This is a genomic window from Enterovirga rhinocerotis, assembly GCF_004363955.1.
GTDB lineage: Bacteria > Pseudomonadota > Alphaproteobacteria > Rhizobiales > Beijerinckiaceae > Enterovirga > Enterovirga rhinocerotis.
This window is the reverse complement of record NZ_SNZR01000011.1, coordinates 2,182,085-2,202,688: the sequence shown is the minus strand read 5'-3', so window position 1 is coordinate 2,202,688 and position 20,604 is coordinate 2,182,085. Positions and strand designations below refer to the sequence as shown.

The following is a 20,604-nucleotide window of genomic DNA, read 5'->3' as shown; positions in this document are numbered from 1 at the left end:
GTCCGGGCGCAACCTGCGCCGCAGGCGGATCAGAAAGCGTTAACGCTCCCGAAAGCCCTCCGGCCGGACAGGCGCGAAGACCGCGCGCTTCCCCGACACACCGCGCAGGTCGAACTGGCCGAGGGGCGTCAACGGCCTCGAGCAGTGGCGCGCGAAGGGCTCCGAGGTCAGGATCGCCTGGTCGAGCGTGCCGCAGAGCGCTTCGAGGCGCGAGGCCTCGTTGACGGCGGGGCCGATGACGGTGAATTCGAGCCGGCTGGCGGCGCCGATATTGCCGTAGAAGACCTCTCCGAGATGGAGAGCGATGTCGAGATCGAGCCGCGGCGTGCCGGGATGGCGGTCGTTCACGGCGGCGTTGCGCGCGAGGGCATCCAGTGCCGCGTCGAGCGCGCTGTCGCAGGCCGCGCCCTCCGAACTCATCACGGGGAAGGCGGCGAGGAGGCCGTCGCCGAGGAATTTCAGAACCTCGCCGCCTGCGGCCTCGACGGGCTCGGCCATGGCGGCGAGATGCTCGCCGAGCCGCCCGATCACGCCCGCGCCTTCGCGCTCCGTCGCGGAGGTGAAGCCGCGCAGATCGGCGAACATCAGCGCCCCCGTGACGCGATGGCCCTCTCCGGGGCGGATCTGGCCTCCGAGGACATGTCCTCCCGCATCATGGCCGATATAGGCGCGCAGGACGGAGCCCATCACGTCCGCGAGGAGGATCCTGTAGGCGGCGAGGCCGACCGCCGGAGTGACGGCGGTCAGGGCCTCGATCTCCGCCGGCGAAAAACCGCCCGGCTTGTCGGTCGCGGCCGAGATCGCGGTGCCGAGGAGCGCGCCGACATGGCCGCCGAACGCGAGGAGACGCAGGAGGAGGTCCGTTCCTCCGTTCCGCTGCATCGCCTCCATGACGGGATAGCCGGCGACGCTTCCCGGCTGCTCGAGCCGCCACCGGCCGAGCAGCCGATTGGTCTTCAGCATCTCGGGGAAGGGCGAGTGCTCATAGGCGGCGTCGAATTCCTCGTGACCCAGCACCTCGCGCGTCGCTCCGGTGTCGCGCAGCCAGACGATGTTCTCGCTGCGCTTTGCGGGGTCGAGGGTCGGGAAGGAGAGATGGGTGCGCCAGAGCGGGAGGCCGGCGGCTGCCAGCCGTTCGGACACCCCGGTCAACAGGGTGGCGACGTCGTCGCCTTCGAGGCCGTATTCGACGGCCCAGTCCTGGGTTGGGCGGATGTCGATGATCGGTCTTTCACCCATGTCGGGCCTTAACCCGACCAGCCTCGCGCGGAAAGAGTGCGGCGAGGCCCGCCGTGCTCGCGGATGCGATGCCCCGCTCGGTGATGATCCCCGTCACGAGCCGCGCCGGGGTGACGTCGAAGGCGGGGTTGGCGGCGGGGCTGCCGGGCGAGGCGATCTCGACGGTGACGATCCCGCCCGTCTCCGCGCGCCCCGTCATATGCGTGACCTCGCGCGCCGGACGTTCCTCGATCGGGATCTCGGCGACGCCGTCGGCGAGCGTCCAGTCGATGGTCGACGAGGGCAGGGCGGCATAGAAGGGCACGCCGTTGTCCTTCGCCGCGAGGGCCTTGAGGTAGGTCCCGATCTTGTTCGCGACGTCGCCCGTCGCGGTCGTCCGATCCGAGCCCACGATACAGAGATCGACGCGGCCGTGCTGCATCAGGTGGCCGCCGGCATTGTCGGCGACGATCGTGTGCCGGATGCTGTGCTGGCGCAGTTCGAAGGCCGTCAGCGCCGCGCCCTGGTTCCGCGGCCGGGTCTCGTCGACCCAGACATGGAGCGGGATGCCCTCGTCATGGGCGACATAGATCGGCGCGAGGGCGGTGCCCCAATCGACCGTCGCGAGCCAGCCGGCGTTGCAATGGGTGAGGACGTTGACCTCCCGGCCGGTCCGCGCATGCGCCTCGCGCAGGAGCGCCGCGCCGTGAACCCCGATGGCACGGCAGGTCTCGACATCCTCGTCGGCCATGGCGGCGGCGAGCCGATACGCTTCGGCGGTGCGGTCGTTCACCTCGGGGCGGCCGAGCGCCGCGGCCATCCGGTCCAGTGCCCAGCGCAGGTTGACGGCCGTCGGTCGGGTGGCGGCGAGCGTCTCGACCGCATGCGCGAGGCCGGCCTCGGAGGCGTCCTCGCGCATGGCGAGCGCGAGCCCGTAGGCGGCCGTCACGCCGATCAGCGGCGCGCCGCGCACGACCATGGTCCGGATCGCCTCGGCCGCATCGGCGAGCGAGGCGAGCGGCCGGACCACGACCTCGTGCGGAAGCCGCGTCTGGTCGATGACCTCGACGGTTTCCCCGTCGGCCGCGAGCCGGATGGTGCGGGTCGGGCAGCCGTCGATGTTCATGGCAGGAGCGGCTCTTCCGACTGATAGTAGGACTCGATCGAGCGTCCGCGACGAAAGATTCTCGCGATGATGATCTCGTCGTCCTCGATCGTGTAGGTGATCACGGCGCGTCTCTCGACAGGCCATGTCCTGAGGCCGTGCCGCAGATCGTCCCGCGGGCGGCCGGCCTCGCCGGATAGTCCAACTCGCTCGCACGCTGCGACGAGGCGGCCGATATAGCGCTCGGCGATCGCAGGTGACGCTTCGAGCGAAATGTAAGCGAGGATGTCGGCGAGGTCGTTCAGGGCATTCTGGCTGAACCTGACCTCACGCGGCCGCATCCCGCCTCGCTCTGGATTTGGCGATCACGGCCTGAAGGTGAGCCTTCACCTCGTCGAGCGACAACGTAGGGCGGGGGTCGTCCAAAGCCGCGTTGATGCCGGCTTTGAGCGAGCGCAGTTCTTCGGCTCGTGCCTCTTGCCGTCGTGTCCACACGCGCAAGGCGTCCGCAACCACCTCCTCGCGGGAGCCATATTCTCCCGCTGCCACAGCGCAGTCGATGTCCGCTCCGAATTCCTCCGGAATGGAAACGGCGATCGTCTTGACGGCCACGGCGCAGGCTCCTCGCTCGCCTTAAATCGTAGCCGATCTCCGGCCGCGGGTCACGTTCAATGCCCCTCGAAGGCGAGGAGCGTGCGGACGTCCACCCCGGCCGCACGCAGCTTCTCGGCGCCGCCGAGATCGGGGAGGTCGATGACGAAACAGGCCGCGACGACCTCGGCGCCGAGGCGGCGCAGGAGTTCGACCGCGCCGAGGGCGGTGCCGCCCGTCGCGATGAGGTCGTCGACGAGGATGACGCGCTCGCCCTTGACGAGGGCGTCGGCATGCATCTCCATCTCGTCCTCGCCGTATTCGAGGAGGTAGGAGACCCGCACCGTCTCGTGCGGCAGCTTGCCCTTCTTGCGGATCGGCACGAAGCCGGCGGACAATTGATGCGCCACCGCGCCGCCGAGGATGAAGCCGCGCGCCTCGATCCCCGCGACCTTGTCCACCTTGGCTCCGGCATAGGGCTGGACGAGTTCGTCGACAGCGCGCCGGAAGGCCCAGGCATCGCCGAGCAGCGTCGTGATGTCCCGGAACATGATGCCGGGCTTCGGATAGTCCGGGATGGTCCGGATGACGTCCTTGAGGACGCGGGCGTTCGGCTTTGTCATGACGGGAGACAGGGCAGAGAAGCCGGGCGCCCGTCAAGACGGTTCGGGCGCGGTCAGGCCGCCCGGTCGAGCCGTGGATCGTCGCCCGCCGGCCGGGCCGAATAGAAGGAGGCGTTCTGCTTCCCTTCCAGCGCCTCGGCCGTGAACCGGATCATGTGGTGCGACACGAAGCCCATGTTGAAGATCGCCTCGACCTGACCCTTCTTCAGCGCCTTGTACGCGGCGCGCCAGAAGATGCCGCGATACTCGCTGAAGATCCCGACCCGCACCGCGATGTTGCCGCCGAGGATCAGGCCTCGGCGGATATTGGCCCAGGTCAGGCGGCTCCGGGCGGGTGTCTTGATGCGGTTGCCGTAGGTGTGCTCGACCTGATGCAGGAAGCGGTCGAACAGGCGCTGTGGCTCGTAGGCATGCGCGATGCAGCGTCGCCACGCCGCGAGCACCTCCTCGTACGGCATCAGAAAGCGCACGTTCGATTCGCGCGCCGGGTCCTCGTCGATCCGACCGGCCTTCTCCAGCCTGTCCCAGAGCGGCGTCTTGGGCAGGGCCTGCAGGAGATTGATCGTCAGGACGGGCACGCCCGAGGCGTCGACGAAGTCGCGGAGGCGTGCATCGCTGCCCGGCTTGTCCGAATCGAGCCCGAGGATGATCCCCGACGTCACTTCGAGCCCGTAGCCGTTCAGGGTCTCGATCGAGTCGAGGATCGGCAGCTTCGCGTTGTGGCCCTTGTCGATGCTGCGCAGAGCCTCCGTATCCGGGGTCTCGATGCCGACGAAGACGGTCATGAAATTCGCCTGCCGCATCAACTCCATGATCTCGGGCTGCTGGGACAGGTTCAGCGTCGCCTCGCAGGCGAATTGGAGCGGGTAGCCGTTCCGTTTCTGCCACGCGACGAGATGGGGCAGCATCTCGCGCGTGGCTTTCCGGTTGGCGATGAAGTTGTCGTCCACGAAATAGACGACGGCCGGATAGTTCGGCCGCGCGATCAGGGCATCGAGTTCCGCGCAGATCTGTTCCGGCGTCTTCAGGCGCGGCTGGCGACCGTAGAGGGCGGGGATGTCGCAGAATTCGCAGCGATAGGGGCAGCCGGAGGAGAATTGGAGGCTGCCGATGAGGTAGCGGCCGAGCGGGATCTGGTCATAGGCGGGCCGCGGGAAATCGGGCAGCGGCAGGCGTTCGGCCGTCTCGAAGCGCACCTGTTCGCCGGGTCGGGCGACGCTGGCGTCGAGGCGCCGGATCAACGCGTCCGTCGCATCCCCCATCTCGCCGAGATGCAGGTAGTCGAATGCGCCGTACCAGTCCGGCGCGCCGGAGGCCGAGGGGCCGCCGAGCACCGCGACCTTGCCGGCCGCCTGCGCGCGCTCGCGGATGTCGTTGATCTGGCCGGCCTGGATATGCATCCCGCTGACGAAAACGGCATCCGCCCAGGCGAAATCGGCGTCCGTCGCCTGCGCGATGTTCTCGTCCACGAACCTGACGGGCCAGCTCTCCGGCATGTAGGCCGCGATGAGGAGAAGGCCCTGCGGCGGCATGAAGGCCTTGACGCCCCCCATCAGGGGATAGGCATGGGCGAAGGTGCCGAAGGACGGCGTATAGGCGGGAAAGACGCAGAGGATGCGTCGGCTGTTGGCGACGGCAATCGGGCAGCGCAAAGCGATCTCCGGGGCCGATGATCGGCCCGTTTCGCCCCGCCCAGGAGAGCGCGGCGGGCGTCCGCCGTCAATGCGACCCGGTGGACCTCGCGGAGCTGCGCCTCAGCGGAGCGGCGCCACCGTCAATTCGAATCCGGCAGCCTTCAGAACGCCGAGGAGCGTCGAGAGTTTCGGATCGCCGCCCTTGGTCAGTCCCTTGTCGAGGACCATGCGCGAGACGCTGGCGGCCTCGGCCGTGCTGGCGACGCCATTGACGCGCGCGACGATGCCGAGGGCGTCGGCGATGGTGCCCGCATCGCCTGTGGCGAAGGCGTCGCGCAGCAGATCCAGCTGGTCCGCGGGATCGGTGAAATACATCTCAGGCTCGAAGGGGGTCGTCTTGAGGGGCACGGCTCACTCCGATGTCTTGTTCCGATGCTGTCGCGGCGGCCCGAGGAAGGCCGGCACCGCGATGAAGGCCGCCAGCAGCGTGTAGACGAGAGAGATCGTCAGCAGCTTGCCCATGCTCGCGGTGCCGGGGTGCTTCGAGAGCCAGAGGCTGCCGAAGGCGATTCCCGTCACGAGCGAGGAGAAGAAGATCGCCCGCGTCAGGCTCGAGGCCAGCATGTCGGTCATGCCGTCCCGCCAGGCGATCATGTAGTAGATGTGGAAATTGACGCCGACCGCCAGCATCAGCGGCAAGGCGATGATGTTGGCGAGGTTGAGCGGCATGCCGATGAGATAGGCCGTCTCCAGCGTCAGCAGCGTCGCGATCACGAGCGGGCCGAGCGTCAGCGCGACGTCGAACGGGTTCCTGAGGGCGATCGTCAGGATCACGAAGATCGCCGCGAGGGCGAGCGAGCCCGCGATCACGAAGGACTGGCCGATGACGCGCCCGGCCTCGACCACCTCGATCGGCGGGCCGGAGGCATTCGGCGCGACCGCGCGCACCGCGTCGCTGAAGCGTTCCAGCACCGCGTTGTCGTTGGCGTCGCCCTTCGGCGTGACGTCGATCCGCGCGGCGCCCTTGTCGGAGAGCCAGTCGCGCCGGATGTCCTCCGGCAGGGTGTCGACGGTGATCCGCTCGGGCGCGAGCATCAGCCTCAGCCGCTCGAACAGGGCCGGGAGGTCGCCGACCAGGGCGACGGCCGCGGCCTGCCGCGTCGCCGGCGTTGCATCGGCGAGGCGGGTGAAGGCGGCGGCGAGGCGGGCCTGCGGATCGCCCGGCTTCGCCTTGGCCTCGAGGGCGGTGGCGGTGCGGCGGAGCGCGGTCACGATCTCCTCGTCGCTCGGCGCGGCGACGGCCGGCGGCGGATCGGTCAGGGCGACGAGTTCCTCGGCCGCCTTCCGGATCAGGGCGAGCTTCTCGTCCTGATCCGCCGGCAGGAAGGTCTGGATCGAGATCACCTGCGCGACTTCCGGCAGGGCGGAGAGCCGGTCGGAGAGCGGGCCCACGGCGGCGAGGTCGGCGGCCACGACGGCGATGGTGTTCGGCGTCTGGCCCGGCGTGCGCGTGAGGTCGAGGAAGGTCGCGACGCCCTCGGTCTTCTCGCTGCGCAGATGCATCGGGTTCGCGTCGAACTCGATCTTGAGCAGAAAGGGGAGGCCCGCCGCGACGAGCAGGACCGAGGCGCCGATGACGAGCTTGCGGTTGCGCAGGATCCAATGATCGATGGCGGCGAGGCGAGGGCTCTCGACCGTGTCCGGCTCGCCCGGCGGCTTCATCACCGCGATCAGCGCGGGCAGGAGCGTCAGGCTCGACAGGAAGGCGACGATCATGCCGACGCCGGTGATGAGGCCGAGTTCCGAGACGCCCTTGAAGGAGGTCGGCAGGAACGAGAAGAAGCCCGCCAGCAGCGACATGGCAGCCAGCATCAGGGACCAGCCGATGCCGCGACCGGATCGCCTGAGGGCCTCCCTCACGTCGTCGAACTTGTGGCGCTCGTCGCGGTAGCGGACCGCGACCTGGATGCCGAAATCGACCCCGAGCCCGAGGAACAGGGCAGCGACCGAGACCGAGATCACGTTGAAGCGCCCGACCATCAGGAGGCCGAGCGCGATCGTCATGACGAGCCCGGCGAAGGTCGTCAGCAGCACGGCCGCGATCACGCGGCCGGATTTCAGGGCGAAGAAGAGGAGGACCGCGATCGCGACCGCCGACAGCCCGAGATGGAGCGGGGCGCCGTCGCGGACGGTGGCGAATTCCTCGTCCGCGAGCGGCGCGGAGCCGGTCAGGCGGACCCGGATGCCGTTCTCGAGGGTCAGCTCGTTCCGGGCGATCTGGGCGCGGATCTCGCCGATCGCCACAGCGGCCGGCTCGAGGGCGTCGAAATCGAGGGCGGGGTCGATGAGGACGAAGCGCCGCAGCTCTCGCGTTTCGGGTGCCTTGCCCGACATCAGACCCTGCCAGGAGAGCCAGGCCTTCTGACCGCCCAGGACGCGGTCCACGGTGGCGGTGACCTGGTCGAGCAGGGCTGCGTTATCGGCCAGCGCGCCCTGCTGGGCGCCGAGCTGGATCAGCCGCAGCAGGCCGCGGAGCGTCGGATCGCCGGCGAGGGAGAGCAGCAGTTCCTGCTGCTGGACGAGGCCCTGGGTTGTCGCCCGGACCTCGTCGAGCGGGAGGAGAAGGAGCCCGTTCCGGTCGAAGAAGGGGCCGCCGTCCGGACGCCATGCGGAGAGGATGGCCGGGTTGCGCGCTCCTCGCAGCGCTTCGAGCAGCTTTGCCGCCCCGCGATCGGCGAGCTCGGGCGTCTCGCCGTCAACCACCGCGACGATCAGTTTCGAGAGCTGGGGGAAGCCGTCCTCGAACGTGATCTTGTCGCGTGTCCACGCGTCGTGGGTCTCGATGAGCTGGTTCGTCTCCGTGGTGATGGCGAAGCGCGTCGCCGCCACGTAGACGCCGCCGAGCGTCAGCAGGAGCGACAGGACGATCACGAACCAGGGGTGGCGGATCGAGGCTCCGACCAGGGCGCCGCCGAGGCGGCTCGTCGGCGAGGGCGTCGTCGGCGAGGGCGTCGGATGGCCGTCGGTCTCGGAGGATCGCTGCAAGAGAATGGTCCTGGAGGTGCGGTCAGAGGATCGGGAAGTTCGGAGCCGCCTCGTGCGGCAGGTACCCGCCGAGGCGCGGATCGTCGGCGATCTCGATCGCGCGCCGATAGGGCAGGAAGCCGGCGCGGAGATAGAGCGGCATCGCGGCCGGGTGGTCGAGCGTGCAGGTATGGAGCCACAGACGTTTGATCGGGCGCGCGAAGGCGCGGGCCACGGCCTCGGCCAGCAGCGCCCTGCCGAGGCCCCTGCCGCAGGCCTCGGGGACGAGCCCGAAGAAGACGAGCTCGCCTTCGCCGGCCCGGCGCATGTCGATCTCGATCAGCGCCGTGTCGACCCCGTCCTCGACATAGACGAAGGCTTCGACATCCGGATGCCTGATCTGCGCCAGCAGGGCGGCGTCGGTGAGGACGGCGCGCGTGAACCACAGCCAGGGTGCGCCGATGCGGGAATAGAGGGCGCGATAGCGCGGCACGTCGTCCCGCAGCCGCTCCAGGCGCCCGGGCAGAGGCGCCCTGGAGGTCGCGGCGGGAGGCGGGGCGTGAAGTTCGAGATAGGTGGCGATCGCGGCGATCTTGCCGCGGGGCAGATCGACGATTCCGTCTCGGGGGACCGGGGGCCGGCGTGGCTGGCGGGCGAGCAAGGGTTCTCTCGTCATTCGCAGATCGCGCGAAGACGATTTATGCTGCCGCCGCCCGCTTGGCCATCGGCCGTCGGTGGATGCAGGGACGCGGGCGCGGGTCGGACGTTGAGAAACGGCTCGGGGACCATTACGTGGGGCGCGGGCCCGGAAGGGCGAAGGAGTTCTCGATGAGGCGGGTTGTCGTAACCGGGATGGGCATCGTGTCGTCCATCGGGAACAACACGCAGGAGGTCCTGGCCTCGCTCCGTGAGGCCAAACCCGGGATCAGCCGGGCGGAGGACTATGCGCGGCTGGGCTTCCGCTGCCAGGTGCACGGGGCCCCGGACATCAAGGCCGAGGATATCGTCGACCGCCGCGCCATGCGCTTCCACGGCGGCGGCACGGCCTGGAACCACATCGCCATGGACCAGGCGATCCAGGATTCGGGGCTCGAGCCGTCCGAGGTCTCCAACGAGCGGACCGGGATCATCATGGGTTCGGGGGGACCCTCGACCCGCGTGATCGTCGATTCGGCCCATATCACGGAGACGAAGGGGCCGAAGCGCGTCGGGCCCTTCGCGGTGCCGAAGGCCATGTCCTCGACCGCCTCCGCGACCCTCGCCACCTGGTTCAAAATCAAGGGCGTGAACTATTCCATCTCGTCGGCCTGCGCGACGTCGAATCATTGCATCGGCAACGCCTACGAGATGATCCAGTACGGCAAGCAGGACGTGGTCTTCGCCGGCGGCTGCGAGGATCTCGACTGGACGCTCTCGGTCCTGTTCGACGCGATGGGTGCGATGTCGTCGAAATATAACGACACGCCCGGCCGCGCCTCGCGCGCCTACGACGCGAACCGCGACGGCTTCGTCATCGCGGGCGGGGCGGGCGTGCTCGTCCTCGAGGAACTCGAACACGCCAAGGCGCGCGGCGCGCGCATCTACGGCGAGATCGCCGGCTACGGCGCGACTTCGGACGGCTACGACATGGTGGCGCCTTCGGGCGAGGGCGCCGAGCGCTGCATGCGCATGGCCTTGCAGGGCGTCGGCCCGAAGGTCGCCTACATCAACCCCCACGCCACCTCGACGCCCGTCGGCGACGAGAAGGAGATCGAGGCGATCCGCGCCGTCTTCGGCGCGGGCGATGCCTGCCCGCCGATCTCGGCGACGAAGTCTCTCACGGGCCATTCGCTCGGGGCGACGGGCGTGCAGGAGGCGATCTACTCCCTGCTCATGATGCAGAACGGCTTCATCTGCGAGAGCGCCAATATCGAGGAGATCGACCCGCTCTTCGCCGACATGCCGATCGTCCGCAAGCGCGTCGACGGGGCCGAGCTCGGCTGCGTGATGTCGAATTCCTTCGGCTTCGGCGGCACGAACGCGACGATCGTGATGAAGCACGTGGATGCGTGAGGGGTGGGCACGCCCCGCCGTCCCGAAGCCTCGCATTCCGCGGCCGTGACGGTGGCGCGTGCCGATGCTGCCGTGCGGCCGGTCTGTGCCGCCCCGGCCTCGCGGATCAGGAACCGCCCGTGAGAAGCAGCGCGCCGCCTGCCGCGGCCGCGGACAGCAGAACGACGACCCCGATCCCGTAGACTGCCACCAAGGCGCGATACGATCGGGGATATCTGTCTCGCGGGACGCGGCCGAACCGGGTCTCGGCGACCCCGTCGCGCAGCGTCCGGGCCATCGCCCATCCGGTCACGGCCGCCCCCGACACCCCTGCAACCACCGTGACGATCTGGGCGGCCTGGTAGGCCAGCGGGACCGAGCCGCTCATGGGGCGAGGCCGGTCAACGCCAGCAATGCGATGACCGCCAGAAGGATGCCGGTCGCTGCCCAGCGCATCGGCGAGCTCGCATGCCACCGCATGTGTCTTTTCATCGCTCCCGCCCTTCACTCCTGCATCCCGCCGCCATCCACGTGCGGTGAGCCTTTAGGCACCCGTCCGCCTTCCCCCTGCGCAAGCCCCGCGCTATGAACCGCCCGCGCGCCGAACCTCGGCGGTCATTCATTCATGTCGGGCCCGGTTCCGGGCCGGCCCCTTGCAGGTGAGACAATGGCGAAGATCAAGGTGACGAACCCCGTCGTCGAACTCGACGGCGACGAGATGACCCGGATCATCTGGCAGCTCATCAAGGACAAGCTGATCCACCCCTATCTCGACATCGACCTGAAGTACTACGATCTCGGCGTCGAGTTCCGGGACCAGACGAACGACCAGGTCACGATCGACGCCGCCGAGGCGATCAAGAAGTACGGCGTCGGCGTCAAGTGCGCGACCATCACCCCCGACGAGGCCCGCGTCGAGGAGTTCAAGCTCAAGGACATGTGGAAGTCGCCGAACGGCACGATCCGCAACATCCTGGGCGGCACGATCTTCCGCGAGCCGATCATCTGCAAGAACGTGCCCCGTCTCGTTCCCGGCTGGACGCAGCCCTTCGTGATCGGCCGCCACGCCTATGGCGACCAGTACCGCGCGACGGATTTCAAGGTGCCCGGCAAGGGCCGCCTCACCATCAAGTTCGAGGGCGAGGACGGCACGGTCATCGAGAAGGAGGTCTTCAAGTTCCCCGGCGCCGGCGTCGCCATGTCGATGTACAACCTCGACGACTCGATCCGCGACTTCGCCCGCGCCTCGTTCAATTACGGCCTCTCGCGCAAGTACCCCGTCTACCTCTCGACCAAGAACACCATCCTCAAGGTCTATGACGGCCGCTTCAAGGATCTGTTCCAGGAGGTCTACGACGCCGAGTTCGCGGCGAAGTTCAAGACGCTGGGCCTCCATTACGAGCACCGGCTGATCGACGACATGGTCGCCTCGTGCCTCAAGTGGTCGGGCGGCTATGTCTGGGCCTGCAAGAACTATGACGGCGACGTGCAGTCCGACACGGCCGCGCAGGGCTTCGGCTCGCTCGGCCTCATGACCTCCGTGCTGCTGACCCCGGACGGCCAGACGGTCGAGGCCGAGGCCGCGCACGGCACCGTCACGCGGCACTACCGCGAGCACCAGAAGGGCAAGGAGACCTCGACGAACTCGATGGCCTCGGTCTTCGCCTGGACCCGCGGTCTGGCGCACCGCGCCAAGCTCGACGGCAACGAGGCGCTCGCCAACTTCTCGACCACGCTCGAGAAGGTCTGCATCGACACGGTCGAGTCGGGCCACATGACGAAGGACCTCGCCCTCCTCGTTGGCGCCGACCAGAAGTGGCTCTCGACGACGGGCTTCCTCGACAAGATCGACGAGAACCTGAAGAAGGCGATGGCCGCGTAAGGCGCATCCATCCGACGACGGCGAAGGCCGGGGCGAAAGCTCCGGCCTTTTTCGTTTCGGCCGACGGAGCGGCCTCAGGCGATGTGCCAATCCACGAAGTACAGCCAGCCGCCATACGGGAATTGCGCGGTCGGACCGAAATTGTCGACGCCGGTCTTGGTCACGTCGACGCCGGGTGTGTGCTGGACCTCGATCACCCCGCCCGTGACATTGTTGCTGAACCAGGTCGTGCCGCCGCTCGTGGTCTCGACCCAGTCGCTGTACTTCGACTCGTCCGTGTGGATGCCGTTGAGGTGGACGCGGTCGTTCTGGTCGAAGCTCCAGATCACGGCCTTGCCGGAGAAGGCCATGCCGAACTCGAAGACGTCGCCCTTCCCGAGATTGCCGGTATCGCCGTAATTGTCGATGCGGACGTAATCGGCGTCGTCCGAGATCAGGACGTGGTCGTCGCCGTCGCCGGTGATGATGCTGAAGGCACCGCGATCGGCCCAGACCTGGATCGTGTCGTTCCCGGCGCCGCCGTCGAGCACCGTCGCGCCGGCCGTGAACTCGTTGCCCGAGCCGAACCAGTCGCTGTTGTTGTTGCCGGCGAGGATGTAGTCGTTGCCGGCGCCCGCGGTGACGTAGTCGGGCCCGGCGCCGGCGTCGATATGGTCGTTGCCGGCGGTGCCGTAATGGTAGTCGTACTGGACGTCGTTGATCGGCTTCGGCTTGAAGCCGATGGTGCCGAGATCGACCGTCTTCAGGTCCTCGTTCTGGAACAGCGTCGAGGACATCGTCTTGGCGGCCTTCGCGGAGGTCGGGATCTTCGCCATCGTCTCATCTCCTTCTGGCACCGGCCGAGGGGCCGGTTACAAGGGGAGACGGGATCGACGGCGACATCCGGACATCGGCATCCGTAATTTTTTGAGGGCTCGCTCCCCGGCATGCCGGAGGCTTTTGCGCGTACCTCTCGTGCGTGCTTCGAGACGCCGCTCGCGACGCGACCGGCTCCTCAGCATGACGCTGCCAGTGGATTCCTCTCACGGCGTCATGCCGAGGGGGCGCGCAGCGCCGTCGCGAAGCACGCACCAGAGGATCGCGCGCCCGAGCACGCGACCCGCGGAGCCTTCAGCTCCCGGTGATGGCGAGTTCCCGGACCAGCCGCTCGTATTTCGCAGAATCCGCGCGGGCCATCTCGCCGAGTTGCTCGGGCGTGCCGCCGGTCGGCTCCATGATGCCCTTGGCGAAGGCGTCGCGCAGCTTCGGGTCCTCGAGCGCCTTGGCGAAGGCGGCGTTGACCTGCTTGACCAACTCGGCCGGCATCTTCGGCGGGGCGAAGGCCGCGTACCAGACGTCCAGGCTGAGGCCCTTCAGGCCGCTTTCGTCGAAGGTCGGGATGTTCGGGAGGACCGTCGAGCGCTTGGCCGTGGATTGGCCGATGATCTTGATCGACCCGGCAAGGTGATGGGGGATGAGGGCGGTCGGTCCGAGGAGCGCCGATTTCACATGGCCGGCGATGAGGTCGTTGATGGCCTGACCGGCGCCGCGATAGGGGATGTGTTCGAGCTTGATGCCGGCCTCCTTCGCGAACCACGCGCCGAGCACGTGCTGGTTCGAGCCGACGCCGGAGGACGCGAAGCCGATCCCGCCCGTCGCCTTGGCCTTGGCGATGTATTCCTGAACGGTGTTGACGCCGAGGGAGGGATGGACGCCGAGCACGAGCGGCTGGTGGCCGATATCGATCACCGGCGTTAGCACCTTCGTGTAGTCGTAGGCCATCTTGAGGACGTGCGGCGCGCTCGCCGCGTTGTCGTTGGCGATCAGGATGGCGTAGCCGTCCGGCTCGCCGCGCATCACCGAATCCATGCCGATGGTACCGCCCGCGCCGGTGCGGTTCTCGACGATCACCTGCTGGCCGATCTGCCGCGACATGACCTCGCCGCACTGTCGGGCCACGAAATCGATGGCGCCGCCGGGCGCCAGCGGTACGATGAAGTGGACCGGCCGGGCCGGCCATTTGGCCTGCGCCGAGGCCGTGCCGATGGCCGGTGCGCCAAGGAGCGCAGCGGCCGCTCCCGCCGTGAAGGTCCGTCGTCCGATCAGATCCACGTTGTCCTCCCGCGAACTCTTTGGTTCTTGCGGGCCGGATCATGACATAGCGCCTGCCGAAGCTATTCTCCGACCTTCGGAGGGGCCGCCTCCGGCCGATCGAGGATCGCGGTCCAAGCTTCGAGGAGGGCGAAGACGAGGAAGGCGGGGTTCACCCCACCGCGCCTGCTTCGCCGTCGACCCTCCCCCTCCAGGCGAGGGTGAATCCGAGCGACGGGGCTGCCGCCCTCAGAAATCGATGGCCCGGCCCTTGATCTCCCAGTCGTCGTAGCGCACGGGCTCGAGCCCGCCGCGCCCCTGATGCTCGGGCGTTCCGGCGATCTCGCGCGCATGGGCGTCGATGGCCGCGCGCCGGGCCGCGGCTTCCGCGAGGGCGCGCTCGGCGGCCGGCGTCAGCTTTCGCGCTCCCCCCTCTTCGGAAGGGGCGGGACTACCTACATTGTGGCTGTCGTCGTCTTGCTGCATGAGACGGAGGTGGAGGGATCGATGAACGTCGTCAAGACGGGAATGTTGCTCGCGGCCATGACCGCCCTGTTCGGCGTGGTCGGCTTCAGCATGGGCGGACAGACCGGAATGGTCATCGCGCTGGGCATGGCGGCGGTCACGAACCTGTTCGCCTGGTGGAACTCGGACCGGATGGCGCTCTCGGCGCACGGGGCCCAGGAGGTCGATGCGCAGACCGCGCCCGAGCTCGTCCAGATGGTGGCCGAACTCGCGCAGCGCGCGAACCTGCCGATGCCGCGCGTCTACATCCTGCCGGAGGCACAGCCCAACGCCTTCGCCACGGGCCGCAACCCCGAGAATTCCGCCGTCGCCATCTCGAACGGGCTGCTGCGCATCCTCAACCGCGACGAGATCGCCGGGGTGATGGCGCACGAACTCGCCCACATCAAGAATCGCGACACGCTCCTGATGACGGTGACGGCGACGCTGGCCGGCGCGATCTCGACCGTCGCGCAGTTCGGCTTCATGTTCGGCGGCCGCAGCGACGGGCGCTCGCATCCGATCATGGGGCTGCTCACCATGCTGCTCGCGCCGATCGCGGCGGCGATCATCCAGTTCGCCATCAGCCGGAGCCGGGAATACGTGGCCGACCGTGACGGCGGGCTGATCTCCGGCCGGCCGGATGCGCTCGCCTCGGCGCTGCTGAAGCTCGAAGCCGCCGCGCGCGGCACGCTCAACGTCTCCGCCGAGCAGCACCCGGCGACGGCGCCCCTCTTCATCGTCAATCCGCTCGCGGGCGGGGGAATCGACAATATGTTCTCGACCCATCCCTCGACGCAGAACCGCGTCGCGGCCTTGCAGCAGCTCGCGGCCGAGATGGGCCGCGCCGGCGGCGGCTTTGCCGCTCCCCGGCCCGGCTCCGGGCCCTGGTCCCGATGAGGGCCGGCGCACGGCCCGGCAGGCCTGACCAGAAGCGGCGTCCTTCTTCTCCGGCCGAGGCGCCGGGCCTCGCCGAGCGCCGCGCCGCCGCCAAGGCCGTCGCGGCGACGCTCGCGCGCGAGGCGACGCTCGACGAGGCGCTGGCGGGGCACGGCGACCAGCCGCTCGTGCGCGCCATCGCCGTCACGACCTTCCGGCATCTCGGCACCATCCTCGACGTCCTCGCCGAGCGCATGGAGAGGGGCGTGCCGAAGGAGCCCGGCACCGTCGCCATCCTCGCGACGGGCGCCGCCCAGGTCCTGTTCCTCGACGTCGCCGACCACGCGGCGGTGGATCTCTCGGTCCGGCTCGCCCGCGAGGATCGCCGCACGCAGCATCTCGCCGGCATGGTCAATGCCGTGCTGCGGCGGATCGCGCGGGAGCGCGAGGAGATCCTGCCGCCGCTCTCGGCGACGGCCGAACTGCCGGAATGGCTCGCCGTCCGCTGGCGCGAAGCCTACGGTCAGGAACGTGTCGCGGCCATCGCCGCCGCCCATGCCGGAGGCGCTGCGCTCGACCTGACGGCGAAGGGCGACGCGACGGCTCTCGCGGAGAGCGTCGGCGGTGTCCTTCTGCCGACGGGCAGCGTGCGCGTCCTCGATCGGCGCCCGGTCTCGGAGCTGCCGGGCTATCGGGACGGCACGTTCTGGGTCCAGGATGCCGCCGCGGCCTTGCCCGCGCGCCTCCTGCGGCCGCAGGAGGGCGAGCGCATCCTCGATCTCTGCGCGGCGCCGGGCGGCAAGACCGCACAGCTCGCGGCGGCCGGGGCGCGCGTCACCGCCCTCGATCGGTCGGAGGCACGGCTCGAGCGCCTTCACGACAACCTCGGCCGTCTCGGGCTCGAGGCGGAGATCGTCTGCGCCGATGCGCTCGCCTATCAGGAGGAGCCCTTCGACGCGGTGCTGCTCGACGCGCCCTGCTCGGCGACGGGCACGATCCGCCGCCATCCCGACCTGCCCTGGACGAAGTCGGAGGCGGATATCCGCACCCTCGCCGCCGTGCAGGTGCGGATGCTGGACCGTGCCGCGCGCCTCGTCCGCCCCGGCGGGCGCCTCGTCTATTGCGTCTGTTCGCTGGAGCCGGAGGAGGGCGAGCAGCAGGTCCGTGCCTTCCTCGCGCGCCATGCCGATTTCACGCGCATCCCCCTCGCGCCCGGCGAGCACGGCATCGCCGCCGAGCTTCTGACGGGGGAGGGCGATCTGCGCACCGTGCCCGATCATTGGCCCGACGCGCCCGGCGCGCCGGCCGAGGGCTGGAGGCCGGGCCTCGACGGATTCTACGCCGCCTGCCTCGCGAGAGCCGGGAGCCCGGTCTCGGGCTGACACGCTGGGGATGGTTTGCGAGAGGGCGCCCCGCCCCTCGTCCCCAGGCTAAAGAATGGGTTAAGCCCACTGTAGCAATGCTGACCGGTAGCGCCGCGGTCCGCACGGGCCGCGCCGCGGGGCAATCGTGACGTTCCAATCCAGGCCCAGGTGAAGGAGTAGCGTGCCGGTGGGGAAGCCGCCCGATCGCTGGCCCGTGTTGCGGGCGGCGCTGATCGAGGCCGGGCGGGCGACGCTCACCCGGGCGCGGGTGCTCGCCCGCTGGCCGGGCCGCGTGCGCTTCCCGAAGCAGCTCCTCTTCGCGCCGCAGGATCTGCGCGTCGCGGACGGCGCGGTGGCGGGCGAGATGGCGACGGGGCTCTACGTCTTCGCCGATCGCCATCCGCCCCCGATGCCCGGCCTGTCCCCCTTCGAGATCGAGGCGCCGAGCTGGGCCTGGGCCGAGGACCTCTACGGCTTCGGCTGGCTGCGGGACCTTCGCGAGGCCGACACGCAGGATGCACGGGACATCGCGCGCGCCCTGACCGAGGCCGCGCTCCGCTCCCGCCGGCGCGTGCTCGACCGCGGCATCGCCCGGCGCCCGACGGTCGTCGCGCGGCGCGTCGTCTCGATGCTCGCCCATTCGCCGCTGGTGCTGGCGGGCGCCGATCACGCCTTCTACGACCGCTATCTGCGTCGGATCGGGCGCGACGCCGCCGTGCTGGATGGCGCCATGCGCGATTCGCCTCAGCCCGCCGAGCGCCTCGCCGCGGCGATGGGGCTCTGCTTCGCGGGATTGTCCTCCTCCGGCCTCGAGGGTCATGCCCGGCGGGGCACGCGCGGCCTGTCCGCCGAACTCGACCGCCAGGTGCTCGGCGCCGCTCCCGCCCTGTGCCGGAATCCCGGCCGGGTCGCGGATCTGCTGCTCGATCTCTTGCCGCTGAAGCTTCTCTATGCGAGCCGCGGCATGGATCTGCCGGTCTCGCTCGACCGGGCGATCGAGCGGCTGCTGCCCATGCTGCGCAGCCTGCGTCACGGAGACGGTGAACTCGCCCTCTTCCACGGCATGGGACCGAGCCCGGCCGGCGACCTCGCGACGCTCTCGGCGCAGGACAGCCGCCCGGCGCGAGCGGCCGACGAGGTCGCGGCACCCGGTTTCGCGCGGCTCGAGGGCGGGGAGACGCTCGTTCTGGCCGATATCGGGCCGATGCCCGCTCTCGCGGATTCGGCCGGGCTTCATGCCGCGCCGCTCGCCTTCGAATTGTCGAGCGGGCCGAACCGCATCGTCGTCAATGCCGGCGCGCCGCCCTATCCGGGGCCGGGCCGCGAGGCGGGACGCCGGACGAGCGCGCATTCCACGCTCGTTCTGGACGGCGAGTCGGCGGGAGCCGTTCTCAGCCGCGAGACGGCGGAGCAGGAAGGCCGCGCCGCCGCCTATCTCGTCGGCCGTCTCGGCCCGGTGGTGGTGGGCGGCGCGCGCGAGGTCGTGGCGACGATCCGCGACGAGGACGGCGTCGCGGTGCTCGATGCGCGCCACGACGGCTACCGGGCCTCGTTCGGGGCCACGCACCGGCGCATCCTCCGCCTGTCGCGGGATGGACGCGAACTCGAGGGCGAGGACGCGGTCTCCTTCGCCGGGACCTCGGCCTATCCGGCGGCGCGGGCGCTGCTCCGCTTCCATCTCCATCCGGCCGTCGAGGCGCGGATGGAGGAGGGCGGCGCGGGCGTCCTGCTGGATCTGCCCGGCGGCGAGCGCTGGCGCTTCGGCGCGGTCGATGCCGAGCCGCTTCTCGAGCCGAGCCTCTTCCTCGCGGTGACGGAAGGGCGACGCGCCACGCAGCAGATCGTCGTGCCCTTGCCGCCGGCCGAGGGCGACGCGGGTTCCTCGCTGAGGTGGATCTTCATCCGCAGCTGATTCGAGCGCTCGCGTTCCGCTCGGCCGCGTCGCATGCTAAGCGGCTGGCATCCCTCTCCGGAATCCCGACATGCCCGACGATCTTCGGCGCGTCAGCCGCGCGCTCCTTTCCGTTTCCGACAAGGCCGGGCTCGTGCCCTTCGCCAAGGCGCTGCACGAGCGCGGCATCGATCTCGTCTCGACGGGCGGGACGAAGAAGGCCCTCGCCGATGCCGGGCTGCCGGTGCGCGACGTCGCCGACCTCACCGGTTTCCCGGAGATGATGGATGGGCGCGTGAAGACGCTCCATCCGGGCGTCCATGGCGGCCTTCTCGCCATCCGCGGCAATGCCGAGCATGTCGGCGCGATGGAAGCCCACGGCATCGCGCCGATCGATCTCCTTGTCGTGAACCTCTACCCGTTCGAGGCGACGGTCGCGGCCGGCAAGCCCTATGACGACTGCATCGAGAACATCGATATCGGCGGCCCGGCCATGATCCGCGCGGCGGCCAAGAACCACGGCGACGTCGCGGTGGTGGTCGATGTCGCCGATTACGAGCGCATCCTCGGCGAACTCGCAGCGAACGACGGCGCGACCTCGCTCTCCCTGCGCAAGGCGCTGGCGCAGAAGGCCTATGCCCGCACGGCGGCCTATGACGCGGCGATCTCCTCCTGGTTCGCGGACGCGATCGGTGAGGTCGCCCCGCCCGTGCGCGCCCTCGGCGGCACGCTCGCCGAGGCCATGCGCTACGGCGAGAACCCCCATCAGGCCGGTGCCTTCTACCGGACGGCGGAGAGCCGCCCGGGCGTCGCGACCGCGCGCCAGCTCCAAGGCAAGCAGCTCTCCTACAACAACGTCAACGACACCGACGCCGCCTATGAATGCGTCGCCGAGTTCGACCCGTCCCGCACGGCGGCGGTCGCGATCATCAAGCACGCCAATCCCTGCGGCGTCGCCGAGGGTTCGAGCCTCCTCGAGGCCTACGAGCGCGCGCTCGTCTGCGATCCGGTCTCGGCCTTCGGCGGCATCGTCGCGCTGAACCGCCGGCTCGACGCCGCGGCGGCGCGGAAGATCGTCGAGATCTTCACCGAGGTGATCATCGCCCCCGAGGCGGACGAGGAGGCGATCGCCATCGTCGCCGCGAAGAAGAACCTGCGCCTCCTTCTCGCCGGCTCGCTGCCCGATCCGAAGGCGCCGGGCCTGACATTCCGCACCGTCGCCGGGGGCTTCCTGACCCAGGGGCGGGACAACGCCGTTGTCGACGCGATGGACCTGAAGGTGGTCACGAAGCGTGCGCCGTCCGAGCGCGAACTGTCCGACATGCGCTTCGCGTTCCGCGTCGCCAAGCACGTGAAGTCGAACGCCATCGTCTACGCGAAGGACGGCGCGACGGTCGGGATCGGGGCGGGCCAGATGAGTCGGGTCGATTCCTCGCGCATCGCCGCCTGGAAGGCGGCGGAGGCCGCGAAGACGGCAGGCCTTCCCGAAACCCTCGCCAAGGGCGCCGTCGTCGCCTCCGACGCCTTCTTCCCCTTCGCCGACGGCCTCCTCGCCGCCGCCGAGGCGGGCGCGACGGCGGTCATCCAGCCGGGCGGCTCGATGCGCGACGACGAGGTCATCAAGGCGGCCGACGAGGCCGGCCTCGCCATGGTCTTCACGGGACACCGGCACTTCCGGCACTGAGGGGGGATCTCCTTCCTTACTCATCCTGAGGTGCCTCGCGAAGCGAGGCCTCGAAGGACGCATGACGGTCGTGCGTGCTTCGAGACGCGGTCAATGGACCCTCG

The 20,604-nt window shown here is 69.5% G+C and carries 19 protein-coding genes; 6 read left to right on the top strand and 13 right to left on the bottom strand.

The features are described 5' to 3' along the window. Positions 1-39: 39 nt before the first annotated feature. The 9 genes from EV668_RS11115 to EV668_RS11075 form a co-directional block, all read right to left on the bottom strand. Positions 40-1,239, bottom strand: a complete 1,200-nt coding sequence (locus tag EV668_RS11115) for an adenylate/guanylate cyclase domain-containing protein (RefSeq protein ID WP_133769801.1) — start codon at positions 1,237-1,239, stop codon at positions 40-42. Further along, complete coding sequence (gene mtnA, locus EV668_RS11110; protein WP_133769800.1) at positions 1,232-2,344, bottom strand: S-methyl-5-thioribose-1-phosphate isomerase; 1,113 nt, start codon at positions 2,342-2,344, stop codon at positions 1,232-1,234. The genes EV668_RS11115 and mtnA overlap by 8 nt, the downstream gene beginning before the upstream one ends. After that, a complete protein-coding gene (locus EV668_RS11105; RefSeq protein ID WP_133769799.1) occupies positions 2,341-2,664 on the bottom strand; it encodes a type II toxin-antitoxin system RelE/ParE family toxin in 324 nt (107 codons plus the stop codon). Before EV668_RS11105 ends, mtnA begins: the two co-directional genes overlap by 4 nt. After that, entirely contained in the window at positions 2,651-2,935 is a 285-nt protein-coding gene (locus EV668_RS11100) for a ribbon-helix-helix domain-containing protein (RefSeq protein ID WP_133769798.1), read from the bottom strand. The genes EV668_RS11105 and EV668_RS11100 overlap by 14 nt, the downstream gene beginning before the upstream one ends. 56 nt (positions 2,936-2,991) lie before the next feature. After that, positions 2,992-3,537, bottom strand: a complete 546-nt coding sequence (locus EV668_RS11095; RefSeq protein WP_133769797.1) for an adenine phosphoribosyltransferase — start codon at positions 3,535-3,537, stop codon at positions 2,992-2,994. Between the two features lie 53 nt (positions 3,538-3,590). Beyond that, on the bottom strand, positions 3,591-5,189 hold the full coding sequence (locus tag EV668_RS11090) for a B12-binding domain-containing radical SAM protein (protein WP_133769796.1): 1,599 nt from the start codon (positions 5,187-5,189) through the stop codon (positions 3,591-3,593). Between the two features lie 102 nt (positions 5,190-5,291). Then, positions 5,292-5,579 (bottom strand): addiction module antidote protein, encoded by a 288-nt coding sequence (locus tag EV668_RS11085; RefSeq protein WP_133769795.1) that lies wholly within the window; start codon positions 5,577-5,579, stop codon positions 5,292-5,294. A 3-nt stretch (positions 5,580-5,582) separates the two neighbouring features. Next, positions 5,583-8,216, bottom strand: coding sequence for an MMPL family transporter (locus EV668_RS11080; protein ID WP_166652407.1), 2,634 nt, complete (start codon positions 8,214-8,216; stop codon positions 5,583-5,585). 22 nt (positions 8,217-8,238) lie between these two features. Beyond that, a complete protein-coding gene (locus EV668_RS11075; protein ID WP_133769793.1) occupies positions 8,239-8,871 on the bottom strand; it encodes a GNAT family N-acetyltransferase in 633 nt (210 codons plus the stop codon). 152 nt (positions 8,872-9,023) lie between these two features. Between EV668_RS11075 and fabB the strand changes: the two genes are divergently transcribed. Beyond that, positions 9,024-10,247, top strand: coding sequence for a beta-ketoacyl-ACP synthase I (gene fabB / locus EV668_RS11070; protein ID WP_133769792.1), 1,224 nt, complete (start codon positions 9,024-9,026; stop codon positions 10,245-10,247). Between the two features lie 106 nt (positions 10,248-10,353). Here the strand turns inward: fabB and EV668_RS11065 are convergent, their stop codons facing one another. Beyond that, the gene (locus tag EV668_RS11065) at positions 10,354-10,614 is read right to left on the bottom strand and encodes a hypothetical protein (RefSeq protein WP_133769791.1); all 261 of its coding nucleotides are present in this window, start codon (positions 10,612-10,614) and stop codon (positions 10,354-10,356) included. A 279-nt stretch (positions 10,615-10,893) separates the two neighbouring features. On the opposite strand from EV668_RS11065, the gene EV668_RS11060 reads away from it, so the two are divergent. Further along, on the top strand, positions 10,894-12,108 hold the full coding sequence (locus EV668_RS11060; protein ID WP_133769790.1) for an NADP-dependent isocitrate dehydrogenase: 1,215 nt from the start codon (positions 10,894-10,896) through the stop codon (positions 12,106-12,108). A 74-nt stretch (positions 12,109-12,182) separates the two neighbouring features. On the opposite strand, the gene EV668_RS11055 is transcribed toward EV668_RS11060, so the two are convergent. From EV668_RS11055 to EV668_RS11045, 3 genes are all read right to left on the bottom strand, one after another. Next, the gene (locus tag EV668_RS11055; protein WP_133769789.1) at positions 12,183-12,923 is read right to left on the bottom strand and encodes a calcium-binding protein; all 741 of its coding nucleotides are present in this window, start codon (positions 12,921-12,923) and stop codon (positions 12,183-12,185) included. Positions 12,924-13,218: 295 nt separating this feature from the next. Further along, positions 13,219-14,199, bottom strand: a complete 981-nt coding sequence (locus EV668_RS11050) for a Bug family tripartite tricarboxylate transporter substrate binding protein (RefSeq protein ID WP_133769788.1) — start codon at positions 14,197-14,199, stop codon at positions 13,219-13,221. A gap of 228 nt (positions 14,200-14,427) precedes the next feature. Then, positions 14,428-14,664, bottom strand: coding sequence for a DUF1674 domain-containing protein (locus EV668_RS11045; protein WP_133769787.1), 237 nt, complete (start codon positions 14,662-14,664; stop codon positions 14,428-14,430). A gap of 21 nt (positions 14,665-14,685) precedes the next feature. Between EV668_RS11045 and htpX the strand changes: the two genes are divergently transcribed. The 4 genes from htpX (at position 14,686) to purH (ending at position 20,500) form a co-directional block, all read left to right on the top strand. Continuing rightward, positions 14,686-15,582 (top strand): zinc metalloprotease HtpX, encoded by an 897-nt coding sequence (gene htpX / locus EV668_RS11040; protein WP_133769786.1) that lies wholly within the window; start codon positions 14,686-14,688, stop codon positions 15,580-15,582. Further along, complete coding sequence (locus tag EV668_RS11035; protein WP_133769785.1) at positions 15,579-16,943, top strand: RsmB/NOP family class I SAM-dependent RNA methyltransferase; 1,365 nt, start codon at positions 15,579-15,581, stop codon at positions 16,941-16,943. The genes htpX and EV668_RS11035 overlap by 4 nt, the downstream gene beginning before the upstream one ends. Positions 16,944-17,106: 163 nt before the next feature. Beyond that, a complete protein-coding gene (locus EV668_RS11030; protein WP_133769784.1) occupies positions 17,107-18,837 on the top strand; it encodes a heparinase II/III family protein in 1,731 nt (576 codons plus the stop codon). Between the two features lie 70 nt (positions 18,838-18,907). Next, positions 18,908-20,500 (top strand): bifunctional phosphoribosylaminoimidazolecarboxamide formyltransferase/IMP cyclohydrolase, encoded by a 1,593-nt coding sequence (purH, locus tag EV668_RS11025; protein ID WP_133769783.1) that lies wholly within the window; start codon positions 18,908-18,910, stop codon positions 20,498-20,500. The last annotated feature ends 104 nt before the right edge of the window (positions 20,501-20,604 follow it).